This is a genomic window from Flavobacterium sp. 245, assembly GCF_004362055.1.
Taxonomy (GTDB): domain Bacteria; phylum Bacteroidota; class Bacteroidia; order Flavobacteriales; family Flavobacteriaceae; genus Flavobacterium.
In genome coordinates, this window is sequence record NZ_SNXB01000009.1 from 23,504 (window position 1) to 41,498 (window position 17,995).

Below are 17,995 nucleotides of genomic sequence, written 5' to 3' on the forward strand. Positions count from 1 at the left end.
TAGAAAACAAAAAGTAATGAACAAAAAAGTTATCCTTATGATTTTAGATGGTTGGGGAAAATCTCCTGACCCTAAAGTATCTGCAATAGACAATGCAAATGTTCCTTTTATAAACAGCCTTTACAAAAATTACCCAAATGCGCAGCTTAGAACTGACGGATTAAATGTTGGTTTGCCTGAAGGACAAATGGGAAATAGTGAAGTAGGCCACATGAATCTTGGTGCCGGAAGAATTGTATATCAGGATTTAGCCAAAATAAATTTGGCTGTAGCACACAAAACACTTGCAAAAGAACAAGTTTTGATTGATGCTTTTACTTACGCAAAAGAAAACAATAAAAAAGTACACTTTTTAGGATTAGTTTCTGATGGAGGTGTCCACTCTCATACTTCTCACCTTCGTGGTTTAATTGATGCTTCTCAGGAATATGGCTTAAATCAAGTTTATGTTCATGCTTTTACAGACGGACGTGACGTTGATCCTAAATCTGGAGCAAAATATATTCATGATTTAGACGAATACATCAAAGATACTCCTGTAAAAATCGCTTCTATCGTTGGTCGTTATTACGCAATGGATCGTGACAAACGTTGGGAACGTGTAAAACTAGCTTACGATTTACTTGTTAACGGAGTTGGAACACCATCTAAAAATGCTGTTGCAAGTGTTCTTGCTAGTTATGAAAAAGAGGTTACTGACGAATTTATCGAACCAGTCGTAATCGTTGACGAAAACGAACAACCCCTTGCAACGATTGTTGAAGGCGATGTTGTAATCTTCTTCAATTTTAGAACAGACAGAGGCCGTGAACTTACTGAAGCGCTTTCTCAGCAAGATTTTCACGAACAGAATATGCACAAACTAAACTTATATTATGTAACATTGACAAACTACGACGAAACGTATCAAAACGTAAAAGTGGTTTACAATAAAGATAATATCACTGAAACGCTTGGTGAAGTTTTAGAAAAAGCAGGCAAAAAACAAATTAGAATTGCTGAGACTGAGAAATATCCGCACGTGACCTTTTTCTTTTCTGGCGGAAGAGAAACTCCTTTTGAAGGCGAATCAAGAATTTTAAGAAATTCTCCAAAAGTGGCTACTTACGATTTACAGCCAGAAATGAGTGCTTACGAGCTTACAAGTGCACTAGTTCCTGAATTAAATAAAGGCGAAGTTGATTTTGTTTGCTTGAACTTTGCAAATGGCGATATGGTTGGACATACAGGAATTATGGAAGCTGCAATTAAAGCTTGTGAAGCCGTTGATGTCTGTGTAAAACAAGTAATCGAAGCTGCTCTTGCAAATGATTACACTACAATTGTAATTGCAGATCACGGAAACTGTGAAACTATGATTAATCCTGATGGAAGTCCAAATACAGCGCACACAACAAACCCAGTGCCTATTATTTTGGTAGACAAAGAATTGAAAAATATTCAAAATGGTGTTTTAGGTGATATTGCTCCAACAATTTTAGAATTAATGGGAGTTCCTCAGCCAAATGCAATGACTTGTCATTCATTATTATAGAAAACCATTTTTTTTTATAGAAAAAGAGGCTAATTTAAAAATTAGCCTCTTTTTTATTTTTAAGCCTTTTTGGTGTCAGCCTGAGCGAAGTCGAAGGCACATGCAGCAGAGTTCGCGGACTTCGACTTCGCTCAGCCTGACACTATTGTATTAAGATATTTTTTTCAAACAATAAAATAATGATACGTCCATTCGACACCATAAATTACAAGTCCAATTAAACCTCCTACCAAAGTCCCGTTTATTCTGATGTATTGAAGATCTTTGCCTATTTCCAGTTCTAATTTTTCAGAAACCTCTTTTCCGTCCCAGCTTTTTACGGTTGACGAAATTAAATCTCCAATTACTTTTTTATTATTTAAAAGAACCGAAAGCGCATCGTCTTTAATAAAATTATTGATTTTGTCAATCATAACCGGATCTTCCTTAATACCATTTCCAAAAGTTTGAATTAAACTTGAAATACTGTTTTTAATTGACGAATCATCTCCCTTATCTAAATCAGTTGTAATGGAAAGTTTTATTTCATCCCAAATTCCGTTGATGTAATCCTGAACTTCTTTTTTTCCCACAAAACTTAAAATCATGTTGTTGATTTTAACTCTCATTTCTTCAGAATTTTTTATTTTCTCCAAAAAATCATAAACATATTCATCGATTTTAACTCTCACGGCACTACCCGGGTTTTTAGCTTCGTTTAAAAAATCCTGCAAACCATTAAAAACACCTTCTGTAATACTTTTATCGGCCAAGCCAAAACTCAAAAGTGGCGTTGAAGCTTTTACTTTTTTCCGAATCAATTCTTTATTATTTGTCAATTCTGAACTCATAACTTCTAAAAGATTCGTCAAAAGTTCATCTTTCATATTTCCTTTTTGTAAAGGTTCTAACGCCAATGCAACCCAATCTCCAAAATTTATTCCTTCCAATTTTTCTTTAAACTGAACCTGAATAAATCGCTTTATATCTTCATCTTTAATCGCTTTTAAAATTCCCGGAATAATATTTACCGAAACTACATTAGCAATTTTATCGGCGTTTTCTTCTTGCGAAAGCCAATCTGAAGCTTTAGTTGCAAAGTTGAATTCATCCAGTTTGATTTCTAATTTTTCTTTGTTTAAAAATTCCTCAGAAACAAAATTCCCAAGGTTTTCTCCAATTTCATTTTTCTTGGTTGGAATAATTGCCGTATGCCAAATGGGGATTCCAAGAGGATGACGAAACAAAGCCACAACGGCAAACCAATCTGCAATTCCTCCCACCATTGCGGCTTCGCTGAAAGCCTGCAACATTGGAATTTTAAAATAAATCGCAATTATAAATAGAAGCACTGCAAAGCCCAAAAGCGACAAAGCGCGCGCTTTCATTTTTTTTAAAGCTTTCAATTTAGCTATATCCTGATCTGTAGAAATTTCCATTACTATAACTTTTTACTACTAATTTATGGCTTTTTTCTGAGATACTTCCTGTGTTTTCTATCTTTTGTCAGCCACGAATTTCACGAATTATCATAAATTAAAATTTAAGCGAATTTTTAAACGCAATGCAATTCGTGATAATTCGTGAAATTCGTGGCTAAAAAAATAATATAAAATTGTACTTTTGCGGACTGAAAATCTGAAAAATATGATTATCCAAAAAACTAGAGAGGAAATCGAGTTAATGCGCGAAAGTGCTTTGATCGTATCTAAAACATTAGGAATGATTGCTTCTGAAATTAAAGAAGGAGTTACAACATTATATCTTGACAAATTAGCTGAGGAATTTATCCGTGATCACGGTGCTGTTCCAAGTTTTCTTGGCTTGTATGATTTCCCGAATTCACTTTGTATGAGTCCGAATGCTCAGGTTGTACACGGAATTCCGAATAATACGCCTTTAAAAAGTGGCGATGTTATTTCGGTAGATTGTGGTGCGTTCAAAAATGGATATCATGGTGATCACGCTTACAGTTTTGAAATTGGCGAAGTTGCTCCAGAAGTTAAAAAACTTTTGAGAGTTACTAAAGAATCATTGTATGTTGGAATCAGAGAATTTAAAGCAGGAAATCGCGTTGAAGATGTTGGAAATGCGATTCAAAAATATACAGAAGCTCACGGTTACGGAGTTGTTCGTGAATTAGTTGGACACGGAGTTGGACAAAAAATGCACGAAGAACCAGAAATGCCAAACTACGGAAAACGCGGACGCGGAAAACTTTTCGTAGAAGGAATGGTTGTGGCTATCGAACCTATGATTAACATGGGAACAAGAAACATCAAACAACTTAAAGATGGCTGGACGATTTTGACTGCTGACGGAAAACCAAGTGCACATTTCGAACATGATGTAGCGTTAATTGACGGAAAACCAGAATTATTATCGACTTTTCAATACATCTACAAAGCTTTAGGAATCGAAAGCAACGAAGAAGACGAATTCAGACAAGTGCCACTTATTTTATAACACTAATTTCACGAATTATCACGGATTAGTGTTGTGGTAAAAATTACACTAAAACGAAATAAAAAATAATGAGTGAATTGTATTTAAGAGAAGAGTCCTATAAAATTATTGGGATTTGTATGGAAGTCCATAAAATATTAGGAAAAGGGCATAGTGAAAAAGTTTACGGCGATGCTTTAGAGTATGAATTTCAACGAAACGAAATTCCTTATAATCGAGAATTAAGGTATAATATCGTTTACAAAGAGATTATATTACCGAGTTACTATTTTGCTGATTTTGTTGTTTTCGATGAAATCATTTTAGAACTCAAGGCAATTACAACATTATCAACAAGTGAGATCAAACAAACATTAAATTATTTAGCAGCATCAAAAAACAAACTTGGTTTATTAGTCAATTTTGGAGAAGACAGCCTTAAATACAAAAGAATAATACTTTAACCCAAATCAAAAGTTCGTGAAATTTCAGCATAACGTTAATCCGTGTAAATTTGTGAAATTCGTGTTCAAATTTATTTAACTGTGAAAAAACTATTTAAATTAGTACTTAATACAATCCCGCGCCCATTATTAATTCGTTTGAGTTATGTGGCGCGACCAATTTTAGCTTTATCATTAAGAGGAAGCAGATTTACTGATCCTATTGACGGAAAAAGTTTTCGATCTTTTCTTCCTTATGGATATGGAAAACAGCGTAATAATGTGCTTTCGCCAAGTACGCTTTCTTTAGAAAGACATCGTTTGCTTTGGTTGTATTTAAACGATCAGACTGATTTTTTTACAGCGCCGAAAAAAGTACTTCATTTTGCTCCGGAACAAGCTTTTTACAAACTTTTTCGCAAACAGAAAAACCTGGATTACACCACAACCGATTTATTTTCGCCTTTGGCAGATGTAAAAGCAGATATCTGTAATTTACCTTTTAAAGACAACGAATATGATGTGATTTTGTGTAATCACGTTTTAGAGCATATTCCAGATGACACAAAAGCAATGCAGGAATTGTTCCGCGTTTTAAAACCAGGCGGAATGGCGATTTTGCAAATTCCACAAGATTTAAATCGTGAAGTTACTTTCGCTGATGATTCCATTACTGATCAAAAAGAACGTGCTAAAATTTTCGGACAATACGATCACGTTCGTATTTATGGACGCGATTATTTCGACAAATTAAGAAGCATTGGTTTTATTGTAATTGAAGAAGATTATACTAATAAAATTGCACCAGAATTGGTAGAAAAATATTGTTTGGCAAAAGGAGAAATTATTCCGCTTTGCTTTAAACCGGAAAACTAATTTTTCGCATATAGATAATACAAGTTCATTTAAAAAGTTTTCAGAATAGCCCTATTTTGAAAACTTTTTAATTTTATAAGCCCAACCAAAACCATACAAACCAAACCTCAAATCTTGGAACCTGCAAAACCATTTCAATTTTGTTTTGACATCAGTTTTGAAAAAAATCTGAATGCTTATATTCCAACAGCTTATATAGTTGAGAATACCGCTGAAATTAAATATCTGGATAAAAAAGCAACTTCCGGCGTACTCGAAAGTTTCGGTCTTACTTTAGAAAATTTAGATTCAAATACAAAAAAAATACTGAACGTCTGCGAATCTTTGAAACCTGAATTTATCTTCAAAAAATTCAGTGCCAAAATCAAATCAGCAAAAACGATTATCGATCTTCAAAAAGATTCTAAAATTGAGTTTGCGATTCGTCAGCATTTAAAATTTCATTTAAGTTCATTTTATAGTTTAATTGTGCAGGAACAATTTCCGTTGTCAATTAATATTGGACCAGAAAAAGATTTTTATCGTTCAAGAGTTGAGGTCAATCCGCTTTATTTTGAACCTCAAATTCAATTTGACAAACATGTTGAAGGGATTACTTATACGCTTTCTTTAAAAGAAAACGAGAGGTCCTTTTTACCAATGAATAGCAACGTTGATATTCTTTTAGATGAACCAGGCTGGTTGATTATCAATAAAAAACTAGGTCAGTTAACAGCGCTTAATGCTAAAAAATTAATGCCTTTTTTGAAGAAAAAATCAATTGAAATTCCATCAAAATTAGTCGATGATTATTTCAAAAGTTTTATTCCGGAAATAGCGAAAAAAATTGACATTGATGCTACTGGTTTTGAAATCGAGCTTCGCGATAAAATCATTTCGTGCACGATTCAGCCTGTTCATGATTTTTTCAAAAACTGTTATTATCTCAATCTTTATTTTGATTATGATGGTTACGCATTCGATGCTTCAAAAACAAAAAAAACACATTCGTTTGTTGATTTTAGTATTGCCAATCAGCCTAAAATAATCCAATTTAAACGAAGTGCAGACGAGCGTTTATACACAAACAAACTAGTCGAACTTGGCTTATCAGTAATCAAAAATGAATTCTACGCATTGCATTCAGAAAGTGAAAATCCGGATCCTTTTGTAAATATTCAATTTGTTATTGATCATAAAGAACAACTGGAAAATCTAGGATTTAATATTGAGAATCTTAAAGTCGAAAGCAAAGAAATCATCACATCAAATTATACAGTTTCTGCATCAAAAGATACAAACGGAGATTGGTTTGACATCAAAATAATCATTACAATTGGGAATTATAAAATCAATTTTAGTGAAATTATTCCTAATATAAAAAGTAAAGAAAGGCTTTTTCCTTTGCCAGACGGAAACTATTTTCTGATTCCGCTGGAATGGTTCAGTAAATACGGCTCGCTGGCAAAACTGGCAAAAACAGAAAGTGGCACTTTACTTTTACGTAAAAGTAATTTTATCGCTCTGGATGCCATTCCGGAAATCAAAGACGATGTCACTTACAAAGCCGAATATGTTGCTTCAGATTTATTGAAAGCAACTTTAAGACCCTATCAGGTTGATGGCGTAAAATGGCTTTTAGGGCATTTTAATTCCAACTTAGGCGCTTGTCTGGCCGATGATATGGGACTTGGAAAGACATTGCAGACTTTGGCAGTTTTGGTTGCCGTTCAGGAACAATTAGGTTTCACTACGAAAACTACGAATTTTGATTTGTTTGCAAACGAAACAACAATAGAAAGAGAACCGCTTAAAGCCTTGATTGTTTTGCCTTCTTCTTTGGTTTTTAACTGGTTTAATGAATCTGGAAAGTTTACTCCACATTTTTCAAAAATGCAATATGTGGGCAATGACAGAAAACAATTAGCGAGCAGATTAGCATCAACAGATTTGATTTTCACAAGTTATAGCGTCATTCATCGTGATATTTCAATTTTAGAAAAATATGATTTCCGTTATTTGATTTTGGACGAAAGTCAATACATCAAAAACAAAAATTCCAAGATTTTTAAAGCCATTAATAAAATAAGTACGGCTCATAAAATTGCGTTAAGTGGTACGCCGATTGAAAATTCGTTGGACGATTTGTGGTCGCAAATGCAATTTATAAATCCGGATATTTTAGGAACTTATAATTTTTTTGCCGAAAATTTTAAAATTCCGATTGAGAAAAAACAGGACGAAAATAGTTTAACGGAATTAAAAAATCTGGTGCAACCTTATATTTTAAGAAGAACCAAAGAACAGGTTTTAAAAGATTTACCCGAATTATCTGAGCAGATTTACTATTGCGATATGGATCCTGAACAGGAAAAATTATACGAACAAGAGAAATCAAAAGCTCGCAATTTTTTACTAAAAACAGACGGCTCAAATCCTGATAAAATCAGCATTATCAATACGTTGATGAAGTTAAGGCAATTGAGTAATCACCCCAAAATGGTTGATTTGGAATCAGAAATTGATTCCGGAAAATATATTGCTGTTACCAATTATTTGGAAAATTTGGTCAAAGGAAAACAGAAAGTAATCATTTTCAGCTCGTTTGTTACTAATTTGAGTTTTTACACGGATTGGTGCAAAGAAAACAAAATACAATATTGCGAAATTACAGGCGAAACTCCCGCAAGTAAAAGAGAACAACAAGTAAAACTGTTTCAGGAAAAAGAAGAACCTTTGCTGTTTTTTATTTCGCTTAAAGCGGGAGGCGTTGGTTTGAATATTACAAAAGCTTCTTATGTGTTATTTTTAGATCCCTGGTGGAATCCTTTCGCAGAAAAACAAGGAGTTGGACGAGCACACCGAATTGGTCAGTTGAATAAAGTAAATGTTATTCGTTTTATTTCCAAAAATACAGTTGAAGAAAAAATAATCAAACTGCAGGAAAACAAGAAACTGTTGTCTGATTCTCTTTTGGAAGAAAGTTTTGTGAATGACGAAATCGAAACCAATCTGGATTATATTTTGGGTTCGTAATAAATTGTTTTTAAAACCAATAAATTGGCATCTTCTTACGTTTAATAAAATTCTTATATTTACAATCTTACAACGTAATAAAATGCCAAAATTTTTGCTTCAAAGCTTTCTTTTTCTTTTGATATTTACTTCGGCGAAAGCCCAGGAAGTTCAAACTGAAGTAGCTCCTCCGTATAATATCAAAACAGCTTCATTTATTCAAAATGACAGTAATGTGGCTCCGATTTTTGAATTGGGTTCTGTATTTTCATTTCAATTTGATGATTTATTTGGCAACGAAGCCAATTATTATTTTGAAGTTGTTCATTGTGACTACAATTGGATTCAAACTGATATCCCAAAGACAGATTACATTCGCGGTTTTGATAATCAAAGAATTACAGATTACACCAATTCCTTTAATACGCTTCAAGGTTATTCACATTATAAACTTTCTTTTCCAAATCAATTTACCACACAATTGCGAATTTCAGGCAATTATATGCTGAAAATCCTGAATGAAGATAGAGAAGTTGTTTTTTCAAGAAAATTTGTTCTGTACGAAAATCATTCAACCGTTGCCTGTCTGGTAAAACGAAGCCGCAACCTCAGCAATATTGATTTTAAACAAAATTTGGAATTTACAATACTTTCTAATGATATTGTTTTTCAGACACCACTTGAAAACATAAAAGTAGTTTTAATGCAAAACGGTGATTTCAATACAAGTATTAAAAACATTAAACCTCAATATACAATTGGCAATCAAATGGTTTACAAATACGATAAAGAGACACAGTTTTGGGGCGGGAACGAATTTTTGTATTTTGAAAATAAAGACATTCGAGCGGCGAGCAATAATGTCGCAAGAATTGGTACAAATAATGATGTTTATAGCTCTTTTTTATACACTAATCAAGCAAGAGGCAATCAAATTTACACTTTATATGAAGATGTAAATGGAAATTTTGTAGTTAAAAACATCAACGGTTTCAACCAGGAAATTGAAGCCGATTATGCTTGGGTTTATTTTAGTCTTTCGGCGCCTGCTTTTCAATTAAATAAAGATATTTATATTGTTGGAATGTTCAATAATTATAGCCTTTCGCCAGAATATAAAATGGATTATAACGCAGACAAAGGATTGTTTGAAAAAGCCGTTATGATCAAACAAGGTTTCACCAATTATCAATACAGAGTTGCTGATAAAAAAGGAGTGATTGATTACGAAAATGCGGTTGATGGAAATTTTTATCAAACTGAAAATGAATATACCATCTTAGTTTATTATAAAGAAAGTTCTGACCGCTATCAAAGAGTCATTGGAAAAGGAAACGGAAACTCAATAAACATCGTTAATTAAAACAATGTTAAGGTTTTCACTTCAATCATTTTTTTTCGTAGATTTGTGCCTATAACTCACACAGATTTACTAGGTTAGTATGGTTTCTCAAATTACACGAGGCATAAAAATATCGGTTTTGACTAGTTTTGAAGGTACTTACTTCAAGAACTACAAGATTCACTTTGCTTTTAGTTACGTAGTTACGATTGAAAATCACAGTAAAGATTCGGTTCAGTTAACTTCTCGTCATTGGGAAATTTTTGATTCTTTGAACGACTTAGATATTGTTGATGGCGAAGGTGTAATTGGCAAAAAACCGGTTTTAAAACCAGGTGAAAACCACACTTACAGCTCTGGTTGTTTATTATCATCTCCTTATGGTGCAATGAAAGGTCATTTTAATATGATCAATTTCACTACAACCAAAACATTCAAAGTAATTGTTCCAACTTTTAGAATGTGTGCTCCTTTTGCTTTGAATTAAGACATCGCAATTTCTATTACTTCTTCATTTGTAATCGCATAAACTTGATCATTTTCTTCGGGAACTAGATAAAAATTGCCTGTAAATTCTCCAAAAGAAGGGAAAATCAATTGATTTGGTTTTCTAAAAAAACAAGCTAAACTCAAAAATTGCCTTCCTATTCCTTTTAGTTTAATTCCGGGATGAATGTGTCCGCAAAAATTAAAAAAGTTTTCTCTTTCTGACGGATGATGAGTGAGTAGAAAATCATCTATTATAATTTCAGAATAAATTTCAATCTTCAAATCCGAATAATATTTTTTTGAAATAATATCGTGATTACCTTCCACCAAAATAAGGTGTTGTGTTATCGTTTTTGTCCAGTCTGAGAAAAAATCCCATTCGTTATTGATTTTACTGTGGAATAAATCTCCTAGAAAAATAATCGTTTCAGCATCGAATAAACCCAAAACTTCATTTAATCTCGCAAAATTTTCCAAGACTGCTTTTTCAGGAATTGCCATTCCGTGTTTTCTAAAATGCGCAATCTTTCCTAAATGCAAATCAGAAATCAAGAGTATTTTCTTTTCTTCCCAAAATGCAGTTCCGGATTGATGTAAAACGAAATTTTGATTCTTTATACTGATTCTCATACCTCGATTATTTCATATAACTGGCTGTCATTTTTTTGATTCTTTCCTGTAAAGTTTCGCTAGAAATTTTCTCACGCAAACGATCTGTAATTATTGGAAAACTAAATGGCGTTGGCTTTTTGCAATGTTTCCAAATGATATTCTGATTATTTATTCTTTCCATTGCCTGAATCAAACGGCCTTCTTCTAACTGATGTTCAAAGGTTTCGATAAAGGCTTGTTGCAAAAGTAAATTATCGGGTTCATAATCTCTAAAAACTTCAAAAAGCAATTGCGAACCACTTTGCAAATGTTTTGTTTTAACCGGTTTTCCAGGCATTCCTGTAAAAACCAAACCTGCTATTACGGCAATATCTCTAAACTTTCTACGTGCCATTTCGGTTGAATTTAAACTTTTCTGCAAATCGTGATGGACATATTCTGTAGAAAATAAATTATTATCAAAAACAGACTGCATGTCAATTTCCTGATCAGAAAGCAGTTCGAATCCGTAATCATTATAAGCAAGCGAAAACGTGATTGGCGACAATAAACTAATTCGATACGAAATTAAACTTGCCATCGCTTCGTGAACATATCGACCTTCAAAAGGATAAAAAATGGCATGAAAACCTTCGCGCGTTTTAAAGGTTTCTATTAAAAATTCATCGTTATTAGGTACAATGCTTTCTTTTCTTTGTCTGTCAAAAATGGGTTTTAATGCTTTTAATTCGGGAGTTAAATTAGCTGTATTTGCCGTATATAATTCTTCCCGAAGCAATTCACTCATTTGTGCCGATAACGTCATTCTACCTCCCATCCAGCTTACGACTCTCGCTGTTTTCTTCGGATCCGCTTTTCGGACTAAAACCTGCATGTTTTTAATTTGAAATAATTCGAGTCGTCTTCCGGCAAAAGTAAAAACATCACCTCGCTGTAATTTTGAGGCAAACCATTCTTCGATTGTTCCAATGAAACCGCCACTTAAAAATTTCACATTTAAAACCGCATCGCCCACAATAGTTCCCATTTGCATTCTATGGTGCATGGCGATAAAACGACTGTTGATTTTAAAACGCCCGTCTTCTTCGATTTCTACTTTTTTGAATTCGTCGTAAGCTTGTAAACTCTGACTTCCATTGGTGATGAAATTCAAAATCCAGTTCCAGTTTTCTTTTGTTATGTTTTGATAACAGAATGTTGTTTTTACTTCTTCAAAAATTTCATCTGGAAAAAATCCATCAGAAACTGCGAGTGTATTTAAATATTGAACCAAAACATCCCAACTGTTTAAATACGGCATTCGGTCTTCGACAACCGTTTTGGCAACCGCTTTTTTTAATGCCGAAGCTTCGATTAATTCCATGGCATGAGTAGCGAGAAAATAAATCACACTTTCCTTTCCCGGTTGATGCCCGCTTCTTCCTGCTCTTTGCAGAAATCTGGCAACACCTTTTGGACCGCCAACCTGAATAATGGTTTCAACAGGCGCAAAATCGACACCAAGATCTAAACTCGAAGTACAAACTACCACTTTTAATTCTTCGTTCCGAATGGCATCCTCTACCCACAAACGAGTTTCTCTACTGATGCTTCCGTGATGCATCGCCATTTCTCCTGCAAATTCAGGATATCTTTCTAAAATAGCCTGAAACCAAATTTCACAAGCCGAACGTACATTGGTAAAAATTAAAGTCGTTTTACTTCTTCGGATGATTTTGGCAACCTCATCAATTAAATGCAACCCCATATGTCCGCGCCACGGATAAGTTTCCATTTTTTCTGGTAAAATCGATTCTATCTTTATTTTTTTATTGATATGTGCTTTTATTAAAACCGAATTTTTATACGCTTCTGTATCATGTCCTAGCAAAACTTCTTGCGCTAATTCTAGATTACCAATTGTTGCTGAAATTCCCCAGATTCGCATTTTTGGAGCAATTGTTTTTAATCTCGAAAGTGCCAGTTCCATTTGCACACCACGTTTGGTTCCCATCAATTCGTGCCATTCGTCAACTACTATTGCACCGCAATTGGCAAAGGTTTTTTCGTATTGTTTTGATGCTAACAGAAGCTGTAAACTTTCTGGCGTTGTAATTAAAAGATCAGGCATTTTGTTTTTTTGCTTCGTTCTTTCGCTTTGCGAAGTATCTCCCGATCGAATTCCAACAGTTAACGGTAAATCTAAATCGGTAATAATTCGTTCTGCAGCTTGTTTTATTTCTACAGAAAGTGCTCGTAAAGGCGTAATCCAAATCGCTTTAAGTCCGGGTTTGTGCTTCGTTTTATAATCGGGATTTTTTTTAATGTAATCGAGAACTACAGGAAACCACAAGGCATAGGTTTTCCCGCTTCCTGTTGGCGCGTTCAATAAACCGTTTTTTCCTTGCAGAAAAGCAGTCCAGGTTTGCGTCTGGAAAGGAAAAGATTTCCAACCCTGACTTTTAAACCAGTTTTCGGCTATTACATATAATTCGTCCCTGTTCATTTTTTTATAAGGTTCAAAGTTATAAAGGCTCAGAGGGACAAAGTCTAGCTGTTTCCTAAAGTTTTTTTTATTTGAAACTCTGTTACTTTGTCCCTTTGAACCTTTTATGAAATCATGCTTTTTAAATCTTCAATAGAATTGGCTTCTTCTATTTTTTTATCTTGTCGCCATCTCAAAATTCTTGGAAATCGAGTTGCAATTCCGCTTTTATGTCTTTTAGAAAGTGAAATTCCTTCAAAACCAATTTCAAAAACCAATTGTGGCGTTACGCTTCGAACCGGGCCAAAACGCTCCAAAGTATTCTTCTTTATAAAATCATCCACTTTTCTAAACTCAGCATCGGTTAAACCGGAATACGCTTTCGCGAAAGTTACGAGTTCTTTTTCTCCTTTTTCATTGTTCTGCCAAAGCGCAAAAGTATAATCGGTAAATAAATTTGAGCGTCGCCCGTGTCCGCGCATGGCATAGGTAAGCACAGCATCAATTACCAAAGGTTCTATTTTCCATTTCCACCAATCGCCTTTTTTTCTACCAACCTGGTACGGAGAATTGTTGCGTTTTATCATCAAACCTTCGCTTTTCATTTCTCGGGAGCGTTCTCTTTCCTTCGCTACATCTTCCCAGGAATTTAAAGCAACTCGTTTTGAAAGTTGAAAAGAAGTAGTTTGATCCTTAATATCATCGTATAAATTCTCAAGCAATACTCTTCTTTCTATATAAGGCAAATTCCGAATATCTTTTCCTTCCCATTCTAAAATATCATAGGCTTTTAGAATAACGGGAACTTTTTCCAATAGATTTGCTGATATGGTTTTGCGCCCAATTCGGGCTTGTAAATCATTAAAAGTTCCAATTTCATTTTCTGGAAAAGCTAAAATTTCAGCATCGATTACGGTTCCGTTTGGAATAAGTCCAACGAAAGATTTAAACTCCGGATATTTATCGGTAACCAACTCCTCGCCTCTTGACCAAACGTAAATTTCGTCATCCCGAATAATCGTCTGCGACCGAATTCCATCCCATTTATGTTCAATGGACCAATCTTCGGGATTTCCTAAATCTTCAACTTCGCCTTCAATTGGATATGCCAAATAAAACGGATACGGTTTTGATAAATAATCAGAACTTTTTTCATCCAAAATCAATTCCTGAAAAGTAATCGTGTTCGGATTCCAATTTCCCATTAATTTGTAAGCCAACGCATCTTCATCCACATTTTCTGCTTTTGATAAAGCCCTTGTCATTAGTTTTTGGCTTACGCCGATTCTAAAACTTCCGGTAATTAGTTTAGTAAAAACAAAGCGTTCGTAATAATTTAAGGCCACCCAGTTTTCATGCAGATATTCTTTTTTCTCCGAATCGGTTTTCTTTTTTAAGGCAATGATTTCCTGTAGAAATTCTGTTAAACTTTTATCGGAATGCTCTTTTGTGGTTGGAATTATCAATGCTATGGTTTCAGCCAAATCGCCTACAATATGATAACTTTCTTCAAAAAGCCATAACGGAATATTCGCCAGTTCATTTGCCCAAAGACGCAATAAAGTTGTATTAACCGGTCTAGCCGGACGACGGTGTGAAAGAATTGCAATTGTCCAGACTTTATCCTCTGGCGATGCATTTTTAAAATACGCCGTCAGGGCATCGACTTTTACATTCGTTTTATTGGAACTGTCAAGTGTTTTTATAAGTTGGGCAAAATTCTTCATTTACATCATACTATTTTAAACTCGTTGTGTATAATTTTTAAACACATAGAAACATAGATTTAAAACTGAAAAGAAGATGGTTTAAAAAATCTAGATTTTCACATATAGTCCCGATAGCTATCGGGATTTGCTTAAACAAATGAAATACCTTTAATCAGAAAGAAAAAACTATGTTACTATGTGTTAAATTTTTCCAGAATTAATTTTCAGAAATAATCGAAGTTCGGCTTTCATCTATTTCTACTTCTTTTTCGTCTTTTTCCATTTCGGCACTTTCGCCTTCGTATTGTGTTTTTTCGGTTCTGGCATCGTAACCTAATTCTCTTAAATATTTGGCAAAAATATCGGTATAACCGTGTGTGCAAATTACTCGTTCTGCTCCCGTTGCTTTTACACTTTCTAATAAAGAATGCCAGTCACAATGATCGCTTAATACAAAACCTTTGTCGATTGCGCGTCTTCGTCGTGCGCCTCGAAAAGCCATCCATCCGCTTGCAGAACCCGTTACAAAAGGCGTCATTTTTCTAATCCAGATGCTTCCGTGCGCACTTGGCGGAGCAAGAACTATATTTCCTAAAAGCGCTTCTCTTTTTGTTTCTCTGGTAATTAATTCGGTTGGAGGAAAATCAACCATAGGGCGCAAAACATTGGTCATGTTTTCAATGGCGCCATGCGTGTAAATCTTTCCAATATCAGTATCTAAGTATTTCAAAAGTCGTTGTGCTTTTCCTAAAGAATAACCAAAGAGAATTGAAGTTCTGCCTTCAGCTTTATTTTCGGCCCACCAGTTGTTGATTTCTGTAATAACTTCAGCTTGTGGTGTCCAGTTAAAAGCAGGTAATCCAAAAGTGCATTCGGTTATAAAAGTGTCGCATTTCACGATTTCATACGGAGTAGAAATTCCGTCATCTTCAGTTTTATAATCTCCTGTAAAAACCCAAACTTCTCCCTTGTGTTCTACCCGAATCTGCGAACTGCCAATAATATGCCCAGCGGGATGAAGCGAGAATTTTACATTATTAATTACAAAGGTTTCTCCCCATTCTTTTCCGGTTACATTTATTTCGCCTAAACGATGGCGAATGATCGGAATATTGGTATAATGCGTAATATAATTTTGATGTCCCCAGCGAGAATGATCTGCGTGTCCGTGTGTAATTATAGCGTTCTTAACAGGACGCCACGGATCAAGATAAACATCGGCCTGCTGGCAGTAAATACCTTTGTCATTAAAAGCTAAAAGCGGTATTTTCATAGTAATATATTTAAAGCATTCTTTTCAGAAGTAACTCAAATTTAAAGCTTTATATAAAGACCTGTTTTACAACTTGATGCAATTAGTTTATTAAATTACAACTTTTTAATATTGTATTGTGATATAATCAAATTATCATTTGTACTTTTGTAAAAAATTAAACAATTCGTAAATTTTAAAATAATTTATCCCATGTTAAAAGGATTCTTTCATGTACCAAAAGCGGTAAACGAGCCTGTAAAAAGCTACGCACCGAACTCACCAGAAAAAGCAGCTGTTCAAGCAGCGTACACCACAATGTGGAATTCTCAAATTGACGTTCCATTACACATTGGAAGCGAAGAAATTAGAACTGGAAACACAAGAAATATTACAGCTCCTCATGATCATAAACATGTAGTTGGAAAGTATCATTTAGCTGAAAAACAACATATCGAAAAAGCAATTGCAAATGCTCTTGAATCAAGAAAAGCATGGGCAAATATGGCATGGGAACAACGTGCTGCTATTTTCTTAAAAGCTGCTGAATTAATCGCTGGTCCTTACAGAGCGCGTATTAATGCTGCAACTATGATTGGTCAATCTAAAAATATTCACCAAGCAGAAATTGATGCTTCTTGTGAATTAATTGACTTTTTACGTTATAATGTTGAGTTTATGACTCAAATCTACAACGATCAGCCAAAATCAGATTCTACTGTTTGGAACCGTTTAGAATACAGACCTCTTGAAGGTTTTGTTTACGCAATTACTCCTTTTAACTTTACTGCTATTGCTGCAAATCTTCCTGCAAGTGCTGCTATGATGGGTAACGTTGTAGTTTGGAAACCAAGCGACAGCCAAGTATTTTCTACAAAAATTATTCTTGACGTTTTCAAAGAAGCTGGAGTTCCTGACGGAGTTATCAATGTAGTTTTTGGAGATGCTCTAATGATTACGGATACTGTTTTGGCTAGCCGTGATTTTGCTGGTGTTCACTTTACAGGTTCAACTCACGTTTTTAAAGATATTTGGGCTAAAATTGGAGCGAACATCCACAATTATAAAACATACCCAAGAATCGTTGGTGAAACTGGTGGTAAAGATTTTATCATTGCTCACCCAAGCGCAAACGTAAAACAAGTTGTTACGGGTATTACGCGTGGCGCTTTTGAATTCCAAGGTCAAAAATGTTCTGCTGCATCTAGAGCTTATATTCCACAAAGTTTATGGCCAGCTGTAAAGGAACAATTGATTGCTGATGTAAAATCTATGAAAATGGGTTCTCCAGAAGATTTTGGAAACTTCATTACTGCAGTTATTCACGAAGGTTCTTTTGATAAATTAGCTAGTTATATCGATCAAGCTAAAAAAGATGCTGATGCTGAAATTATTATTGGTGGAAATTATGATAAATCGGTTGGGTACTTTATTGAGCCAACGGTTATTGTTACTACAAACCCAAAATATACTACAATGGAAACTGAGTTGTTTGGACCAGTTATCACGATTTATGTTTACGAAGATGCTAAATGGGAAGAGACTTTAGAATTAGTTGACACTACTTCTGAGTACGCTTTAACTGGAGCAGTTTTCAGCCAGGACCGTTATGCTATTGAAGTAGCTACTACTAAATTGCAAAATGCTGCTGGTAACTTCTACATCAATGACAAACCAACTGGAGCAGTTGTTGGAATGCAGCCTTTTGGTGGTGCAAGAGCTTCTGGAACAAACGATAAAGCAGGTTCTGCTTTGAACTTATTGCGTTGGGCTTCTCCAAGAACTATTAAAGAAACTTTTGTAACTCCAGAAGATTATAGATATCCGTTTTTAGGATAATAATTTGTTTCAAGTTT

Annotated in this window: 13 protein-coding genes; 8 read left to right on the forward strand and 5 right to left on the reverse strand. The window is 34.5% G+C overall.

The features are described from left to right. Positions 1-16: 16 nt before the first annotated feature. A complete protein-coding gene (gene gpmI / locus EV145_RS16540) occupies positions 17-1,534 on the forward strand; it encodes a 2,3-bisphosphoglycerate-independent phosphoglycerate mutase (RefSeq protein ID WP_133526308.1) in 1,518 nt (505 codons plus the stop codon). A 164-nt stretch (positions 1,535-1,698) separates the two neighbouring features. Here the strand turns inward: gpmI and EV145_RS16545 are convergent, their stop codons facing one another. After that, positions 1,699-2,952, reverse strand: coding sequence for a DUF445 domain-containing protein (locus EV145_RS16545; protein WP_133526309.1), 1,254 nt, complete (start codon positions 2,950-2,952; stop codon positions 1,699-1,701). 208 nt (positions 2,953-3,160) lie between these two features. Between EV145_RS16545 and map the strand changes: the two genes are divergently transcribed. The 6 genes from map to apaG all read left to right on the forward strand — a co-directional run bounded on the left by map (position 3,161) and on the right by apaG (position 10,100). Further along, entirely contained in the window at positions 3,161-3,979 is an 819-nt protein-coding gene (gene map, locus EV145_RS16550; RefSeq protein WP_115889487.1) for a type I methionyl aminopeptidase, read from the forward strand. Between the two features lie 68 nt (positions 3,980-4,047). Continuing rightward, positions 4,048-4,422, forward strand: a complete 375-nt coding sequence (locus tag EV145_RS16555; protein WP_133526310.1) for a GxxExxY protein — start codon at positions 4,048-4,050, stop codon at positions 4,420-4,422. Between the two features lie 81 nt (positions 4,423-4,503). Further along, a complete protein-coding gene (locus tag EV145_RS16560; protein WP_133526311.1) occupies positions 4,504-5,277 on the forward strand; it encodes a class I SAM-dependent methyltransferase in 774 nt (257 codons plus the stop codon). A gap of 114 nt (positions 5,278-5,391) precedes the next feature. Continuing rightward, positions 5,392-8,292 (forward strand): DEAD/DEAH box helicase, encoded by a 2,901-nt coding sequence (locus EV145_RS16565; protein ID WP_133526312.1) that lies wholly within the window; start codon positions 5,392-5,394, stop codon positions 8,290-8,292. Positions 8,293-8,374: 82 nt separating this feature from the next. Then, the gene (locus EV145_RS16570; protein WP_133526313.1) at positions 8,375-9,634 is read left to right on the forward strand and encodes a DUF5103 domain-containing protein; all 1,260 of its coding nucleotides are present in this window, start codon (positions 8,375-8,377) and stop codon (positions 9,632-9,634) included. A gap of 79 nt (positions 9,635-9,713) precedes the next feature. Beyond that, positions 9,714-10,100 carry a Co2+/Mg2+ efflux protein ApaG gene (gene apaG, locus EV145_RS16575; protein WP_012023834.1) on the forward strand — a complete coding sequence of 129 codons (387 nt, stop codon included), beginning with the start codon at positions 9,714-9,716 and terminating at the stop codon, positions 10,098-10,100. On the opposite strand, the gene pdeM is transcribed toward apaG, so the two are convergent. From pdeM to EV145_RS16595, 4 genes are all read right to left on the reverse strand, one after another. Beyond that, positions 10,097-10,732, reverse strand: a complete 636-nt coding sequence (gene pdeM / locus EV145_RS16580; protein ID WP_133526314.1) for a ligase-associated DNA damage response endonuclease PdeM — start codon at positions 10,730-10,732, stop codon at positions 10,097-10,099. The genes apaG and pdeM overlap by 4 nt on opposite strands. Before the next feature lie 7 nt (positions 10,733-10,739). After that, a complete protein-coding gene (locus tag EV145_RS16585) occupies positions 10,740-13,199 on the reverse strand; it encodes a ligase-associated DNA damage response DEXH box helicase (protein WP_133526315.1) in 2,460 nt (819 codons plus the stop codon). A gap of 104 nt (positions 13,200-13,303) precedes the next feature. Beyond that, entirely contained in the window at positions 13,304-14,905 is a 1,602-nt protein-coding gene (locus tag EV145_RS16590) for an ATP-dependent DNA ligase (RefSeq protein WP_133526316.1), read from the reverse strand. Positions 14,906-15,104: 199 nt separating this feature from the next. Beyond that, entirely contained in the window at positions 15,105-16,160 is a 1,056-nt protein-coding gene (locus tag EV145_RS16595) for a ligase-associated DNA damage response exonuclease (RefSeq protein WP_133526317.1), read from the reverse strand. A 192-nt stretch (positions 16,161-16,352) separates the two neighbouring features. On the opposite strand from EV145_RS16595, the gene pruA reads away from it, so the two are divergent. Next, on the forward strand, positions 16,353-17,978 hold the full coding sequence (gene pruA / locus EV145_RS16600) for an L-glutamate gamma-semialdehyde dehydrogenase (protein WP_133526318.1): 1,626 nt from the start codon (positions 16,353-16,355) through the stop codon (positions 17,976-17,978). Positions 17,979-17,995 lie beyond the last annotated feature (17 nt).